Here is a 7015-nt window from a genome sequence, read left to right as displayed (position 1 = left end):
TCATTGCGAGGCACGAAGCAATCTTAAAGTGCTCGCTACTAGCGATAGTTGTAAGATTGCTTCGTCGGCTGAAAAAGCCTCCTCGCAATGACGACCATTTGAGGAGAGTCATTTCCTTTAAATTACGCTGTCATCCGTAATGATTTTTATGCAGTAAATTATCCCTCGAAATGACGATAACTTGATAAAATTTCCTATTTTCTTTATTTTAGATCATGTCAACATACATTGCAACCAAACTTACACCCATGCTCGAATCGCATGATATGCAAGCAACATTAAAGTTTTATACAGAAGTTTTAAACTTCACTTGTGATGTAAAACTTGACGATCTGACTTGGTTAACCCTCCGAAAAGATGAGATCGAAATTATGTTTTGTTCTCCAAACAAGCATCACAATATCCCTAAATCAATTATGAGCGGTTCGCTTTATATCAATACAAACGAGGTAGAAACCCTCTGGGAAAGTTTAAAAGATCAATGTGAAATCTGTTATCCGCTAGATGATTTTGACTATGGCATGAGGGAGTTTGCCATTTACGATAATAACGGTTATTTACTGCAATTCGGGCAGGATTTATAGCTGAACCAAAAGCCGTAATGGTATAGGGTATTCGCTATTTAAACTCCTTATTTTAGTACATTTGCATACCAAATATATTTGGACAAGGATTGGTCGTTTGAGCACACTGATCCTTTAAATCCTATCGTATGCAACAAGTAGAAATATATAAGCCTAAAAATAAAATCCGTTTCGTAACCGCCGCTTCCCTTTTTGATGGACACGATGCAACCATTAATATTATGCGCCGTATCCTCCAATCTTCAGGGGCTGAAGTGATCCATCTTGGGCACAACAGGTCGGTTGATGAAGTGGTAAACTGTGCCATTCAGGAAGATGTTCAGGGCATTGCAATGACTTCTTATCAAGGCGGACACATTGAATACTTTAAATACATGTACGATCTCTTGCAAGAAAGAGGATCAGGCCATATTAAAATATTTGCAGGTGGCGGTGGCGTAATCTTGCCTTCAGAGATAGAGGAACTCCAGTCTTATGGAATTTCTAAAATCTACTCTCCAGATGATGGCCGTAAGATGGGTTTGCAGGGCATGATCAATGATATGCTGATCCAAACCGATTTCATCACCAAAGCCAGCATTACTAACGAGCTCGAAACCATTCCTACAAAAGATATTAAAGCCATTGCTGGGGCCATTACCGTTGCAGAAAATGATCCCGAAGGCGCACAAAAATTTGTAGACGAATTAAAAAAACTATCCAAAAACAACACCGCTCCTATTTTAGGCATCACCGGAACGGGCGGAGCCGGAAAATCATCACTGGTAGATGAGCTTGTCCGCCGTTTCCTGGTAGAAGTGAAAGATAAAACCTTAGCGATTATCTCTGTCGATCCTTCCAAAAGAAAAACCGGTGGCGCTTTATTGGGCGATCGTATCCGGATGAATGCCATCAATAACCCGAGGGTTTACATGCGTTCTTTAGCCACCAGGCAGGCCAACCTTGCACTATCCAAAAACGTTCAGGAAAGTATCGATATCTGCAAAGCCGCTGGTTACGATTTAATTATTGTAGAAACCTCAGGCATTGGCCAATCAGATACCGAAATTACCGAACACTGTGATGTTTCCCTATACGTAATGACCCCAGAATTTGGTGCAGCTACACAGTTGGAGAAAATCGATATGTTGGATTTCGCTGATCTGGTAGCCATTAACAAATTTGATAAAAGAGGTGCATTAGATGCACTGAGAGATGTGCGCAAACAATACAAACGCAACCACAATATTTTTGAGGCGAAGGATGACGAAATTCCAGTTTATGGAACTATGGCATCACAATTTAATGATCCGGGCATGAATAACCTATTTGTTGCCTTAATGGAGCAGATCAGGGTAAAAACCGGAACGGATTTCAAAGCCAAAATGGAACTCACTTCCGATCAATCAGAGAAAATTTACATCATACCCCCTGATCGCATCCGTTATTTGGCAGAAATTGCCGAAGCTAGCCAAACGTATAACGAATGGGTAGATAAACAGGCTACCATTGCCCGGAAAATGTACCAGTTGAAAGGTGTAATCGATTTAGCTGGTGATATTAATTCCCCCCTCCTACAAGGGTCTTCACTAGACGCGGTGTTAAAAAACTTAAATGCAACATACTCTTTCTTCGAAGAACAATTAGATGGCGAATGCAGGCGTTTATTGCGCCAATGGCCAGATACCAAAAGAGCTTACAAAGAAGAGTTTTTCATTTATAAAGTCCGCGATAAAGAGATTAAACAACCTTTATTTTATGAATCACTTTCAAAACTGAATATCCCTAAAGTTTCACTACCGAGATATGAAGATTGGGGCGATATTTTAAGGTGGCTGTTAACCGAAAACCTTCCAGGCGAATTTCCATATGCGGCAGGTGTATTCCCTTTAAAAAGAGAAGGCGAAGATCCTACGCGGATGTTTGCAGGAGAAGGTGGTCCTGAAAGAACTAACAAACGTTTTCACTATGTTTCTTTAGGTCAACCTGCGCACCGTCTATCTACTGCCTTTGACTCTGTTACCCTTTATGGAGAAGATCCGCACATTCGTCCCGATATTTATGGCAAAATCGGAAACTCGGGTGTAAGTATTGCCACTTTGGATGATGCTAAAAAACTCTATTCGGGTTTTGATCTTTGTGCGCCGTCCACTTCGGTATCCATGACCATTAACGGCCCAGCCCCAATGTTGTTAGGCTTTTTCATGAATGCTGCAATCGATCAGCAATGTGAAAAATACATTATCGAAAACGATTTAACTAAAGAGGTTGAAGCTAAAATTGATGCAATCTATCGCATAAAAAATATACCGAGACCAACCTATAATGGTACATTACCAGAAGGAAACAATGGCTTGGGTTTAATGCTTTTGGGCCTTACAGGAGATCAGGTTTTACCTGCCGATATTTATGCCAAGATCAGGGCAAAAGCCATTAGCTCAGTTAGGGGAACCGTTCAGGCCGATATTTTAAAGGAAGATCAGGCACAAAATACCTGTATATTTTCTACAGAATTTGCCTTAAGGATGATGGGCGATATCCAAAAGTATTTCATCGATGAAAAAGTAAGGAATTTCTATTCCGTATCTATTTCGGGCTATCACATTGCCGAAGCAGGTGCCAATCCAATTTCGCAGCTTGCCTTTACTTTAAGCAATGGCTTTACCTTTGTAGAATATTATTTGAGCAGAGGCATGCACATTGATGATTTTGCCCCTAACCTGTCTTTCTTCTTCTCCAATGGAATCGATCCGGAATATGCCGTTATCGGTCGCGTAGCCAGAAGAATCTGGGCTAAAGCTATTAAGAATAAATACAAGGGAAATGACCGCTCGCAGAAACTTAAATACCATATCCAAACTTCTGGCCGTTCGTTACATGCACAGGAAATCGATTTTAATGATATCCGTACCACTTTACAGGCCCTTTATGCCATTTACGACAACTGTAATTCGCTACATACTAATGCTTACGATGAAGCCATTACAACGCCTACAGAAGAATCTGTTAGGAGAGCCATGGCCATCCAATTGATCATCAACAGAGAATTGGGCCTGGCCAAGAACGAAAACCCACTGCAGGGTGCCTTTATCATTGAAGAATTAACCGATCTGGTAGAAGATGCTGTGCTTGCCGAATTTAAACGCATCAACGATCGTGGTGGGGTATTGGGTGCGATGGAAACGATGTACCAGCGCGGAAAAATTCAGGAAGAAAGTCTGTATTACGAAACGCTTAAACATACAGGTGAATATCCTATTGTAGGCGTTAATACCTTTTTAAACAAGAATGGTTCACCTACTATTGTTCCTGGTGAAGTAATCCGAGCTACAGAAGATGAAAAACAATATCAGATTTCGGCATTGCAAAAATTTCAGGACCGTAATGCAGACCGTGCAACAGATCTCTTGAAACAACTTCAAAAATCGGCTATTGCCGGCGACAACATCTTTGAACAGCTCATGGAGATCTGTAAGGTTTGTTCATTAGGACAGATTAGTAAAGCACTTTATGAAGTTGGCGGCCAATACAGAAGAAACATGTAAATGAGAGCAATATTATTATTTTTCATAATTGGCTTTTCGATCCAAACCTGGGCACAGAAAATGCCAGCGTCTTCTTTTATCATGGTACTCGGTGTTGCCCAGGATGGCGGCTACCCGCACATGGGCTGCCAGAAAAATTGCTGTAAAATGGCATGGAAAGATGAAAAGTTAAGAAGAAATGTAGTTTCACTTGCTTTGGTAGATCCTAAAACCAAAAAATGGTGGCTTTTTGAAGCTACTCCTGATATTAAAGCCCAACTGCAGGATTTCAGAAAAAGAACGAATGAAGTTTATCCTTACTTGCCCGAAGGTATATTTATCACACATGGCCATATCGGTCATTATACAGGTTTAATGGAATTCGGTAGAGAAGTAATGGCTACACGTAACCTGAATATTTATGTGCTCCCAAAATTCAGATCTTTCTTAACTCAAAACGGCCCTTGGAGCCAGCTCGTTATGCTAAAAAATATAAACCTTATCGAACTTAAAGCCGATAACCCTATCGATATAACAGAAAATAAGATTACCGCATTTACAGTACCCCATCGTGATGAATATTCAGAAACTGCTGGTTTTAAAATAGAAACACCTACTAAAAAGTACCTTTTCATTCCAGATATCGATAAGTGGAGCAAATGGGACAGAAATATCATTGAAGAAGTAAAAAAAGTTGATGTAGCCATGCTTGATGCTACATTTTATACCAATGCAGAACTGGGTAATAGGCCTATTTCAGAAGTACCACACCCACTGGTAACAGAAACAGAAGATTTATTTGATAAAGAGGATATTGCCATTAAGCATAAAATCTTCCTAATCCATTTTAATCACACCAACCCATTGCTTTGGGATTCAACTACCCAAAAACAGGTCTTAAAAAATGGATTCAACTTCGCCAAACAGGGAGATATTTATTATTAAACAGAGATCATCTTTAATTCAAAAAAATTGAAACGGCGATAGCAAGTTGCAAGAAGCCGTAATTTCGAGCAGAGTGCAACGCAGCCGAGAACCACGAAGTGCTGGGCGAAACTAAATCTATTAAGATAGATCTCTCTCCAGAAAGTTTGGGACTGCACTTTCAGGAAATGACGATACGCAACACAAAAAAAAGCCTCCCGATTTTACATCGGAAGGCTTCTATATATCTTATTTGCTGTTATCCAGCAATCCAGGTAAATTTATAATCTATAGTAGGGTTTTTCATTCGCTCTGCAACACGTAATAAACGCGAAGGTAAAGCCATAATATAATCGCGGGCTTTTTCACCAGCTTCGTTTAAATCACGCATGCCCTCAATTTTCCAGTCTTCAATCAACTGTTGCATAATTTCAACGTAATCAATTGCAGTATATACCCCTAAACGTTGTGCGGCATCTGTAAAGTGACCAAATGTTTGGCCAATTTTCAAACCTACCTCACGTAAGAAATGGGCTGGCATTACAATTTTCTTACGCATCATATCTTCAAAAGCTAACATTGCTTCGTTAGGATCAACCTCGAAAATACGGTTCATGAAATCTTTATAAGCTTTTGCATGTCTGGCCTCGTCTGACGCAATTACACCACACATTCTAGATAATAACGTATCACCGTCTTTTTTAGCTAAAGAAGCTACCCTTCTGTGCGATACATTGGTAGCCAATTCTTGAAAAGAAGTATAGATAAAGTTACGGTATGGATCATGCCCGGTACCAATATCGAAACCATCAGCGATAAGATATTGCGTAGAAATTTCCATTTGGCGCATATCTACACGGCCTGATAGGTATAAATATTTATTTAACAAATCACCATGACGATTTTCTTCTGCAGTCCAGTGGCGAACCCATTTCATCCAACCACCTTCTTCGTCCCTACTATGTCCATCAACCATGGCTAACCACGATTCGTATGTTGGTAAAGCTTCTTCAGTAATGGTATCGCCAATTAAAACGGCCACTAAATCGTAAGAAAGATCTTTTGCGTTATCCCTCAAAATTCTCACATCTTGATAAAATGTTTCACTAGTAGAATCTGGTAAAAAATCAGAAGGTTGCCAGTTGGTATCGATTGGTTTCAAATAAGTTCCCATCGACTCCAGCATATATTTTTCAATATGCAACATTACTTCCCTTCTTTTATCTGCAAAAAAACTCATTACTTATACTTATATTTTTGTTAAAAACAAAGATAACCAAATATTGTGGCAAACCTTATGATATTAACACATTTAGCGCTAAATCAGTTTTAAATGTGGCTAAAATTATCAACATTGGCACAAATGGTTTTATTTATTATACACAAAGAATATAGAGCGCTTACTTACGGGTTTATTATTAGGAGCGCAATGACAGCAATCTATAAGGTTGGGTTCCGTCCTGCCTGGGACGGAAGGTGTAAAACTCAGGGAAGATCAGCGTAAACAGTTCCTTAACGTCTCTTCACTCCTTAATGGTATAAATAAATCATCTGGAGCTATGCCAATAGTACTTAATCAGAACCCTTCATTTTGATGATCTGGAGCGCAATAGCAGTAACATGTAGGTCGGGTTCCGTCCTGCTGTCCGCTGCAATCCTTTTTGGAAGCCCCTTGGGACAGACAATCTACCTCTGACCAAAAGGGATTTCCACTGCCATCAGGGCTATTTAACCTGGGACGGAAGGTGTAAAACTCAGGGGAGATCAGGTTTGCGCAAATCAGCGTAATCTGCGGGAACAGAACCTTATCCCTTTTTAAACTCCTTAATGTTGGAAAAATGAACGGCATAGACTATAAAATGCTTTTAAACGAAGAAAACCCCTCGACTCATCGTCAAGGGGTTTCTTTTAAGATCTGGCACCGACCTACTCTCCCACGTGTTACCGCAGTACCATCGGCTCTGGTGGGCTTAACTTCTCTGTTCGGAATGGGAAGAGGTGGAC

The 7015-nt window shown here is 40.1% G+C and carries 4 protein-coding genes and 1 rRNA gene; 3 read left to right on the top strand and 2 right to left on the bottom strand.

The window, feature by feature from the left end; all coding sequences use genetic code 11:
• The first annotated feature begins 215 nt into the window (after window positions 1-215).
• The 3 genes from AC1DPQ_RS13100 (at window position 216) to AC1DPQ_RS13090 (ending at window position 5032) form a co-directional block, all read left to right on the top strand.
• Window positions 216-584 carry a VOC family protein gene (locus AC1DPQ_RS13100; protein ID WP_477583864.1) on the top strand — a complete coding sequence of 123 codons (369 nt, stop codon included), beginning with the start codon at window positions 216-218 and terminating at the stop codon, window positions 582-584.
• 128 nt (window positions 585-712) lie between these two features.
• Window positions 713-4108, top strand: a complete 3396-nt coding sequence (locus AC1DPQ_RS13095) for a methylmalonyl-CoA mutase family protein (RefSeq protein ID WP_477609651.1) — start codon at window positions 713-715, stop codon at window positions 4106-4108.
• Complete coding sequence (locus AC1DPQ_RS13090; RefSeq protein ID WP_477609649.1) at window positions 4109-5032, top strand: MBL fold metallo-hydrolase; 924 nt, start codon at window positions 4109-4111, stop codon at window positions 5030-5032.
• Between the two features lie 238 nt (window positions 5033-5270).
• Here AC1DPQ_RS13090 and AC1DPQ_RS13085 read toward each other — a convergent pair whose 3' ends face one another.
• Window positions 5271-6251 carry an acyl-ACP desaturase gene (locus AC1DPQ_RS13085; RefSeq protein ID WP_440826554.1) on the bottom strand — a complete coding sequence of 327 codons (981 nt, stop codon included), beginning with the start codon at window positions 6249-6251 and terminating at the stop codon, window positions 5271-5273.
• A gap of 673 nt (window positions 6252-6924) precedes the next feature.
• Window positions 6925-7015, bottom strand: a 5S ribosomal RNA gene (gene rrf, locus AC1DPQ_RS13080); the annotation flags it as partial.

Source organism: Pedobacter sp. 01T416_2, from assembly GCF_056398925.1.
Note: the sequence above shows the minus strand (reverse complement) of the source record. Positions and strands in the feature narration are given on the sequence as shown.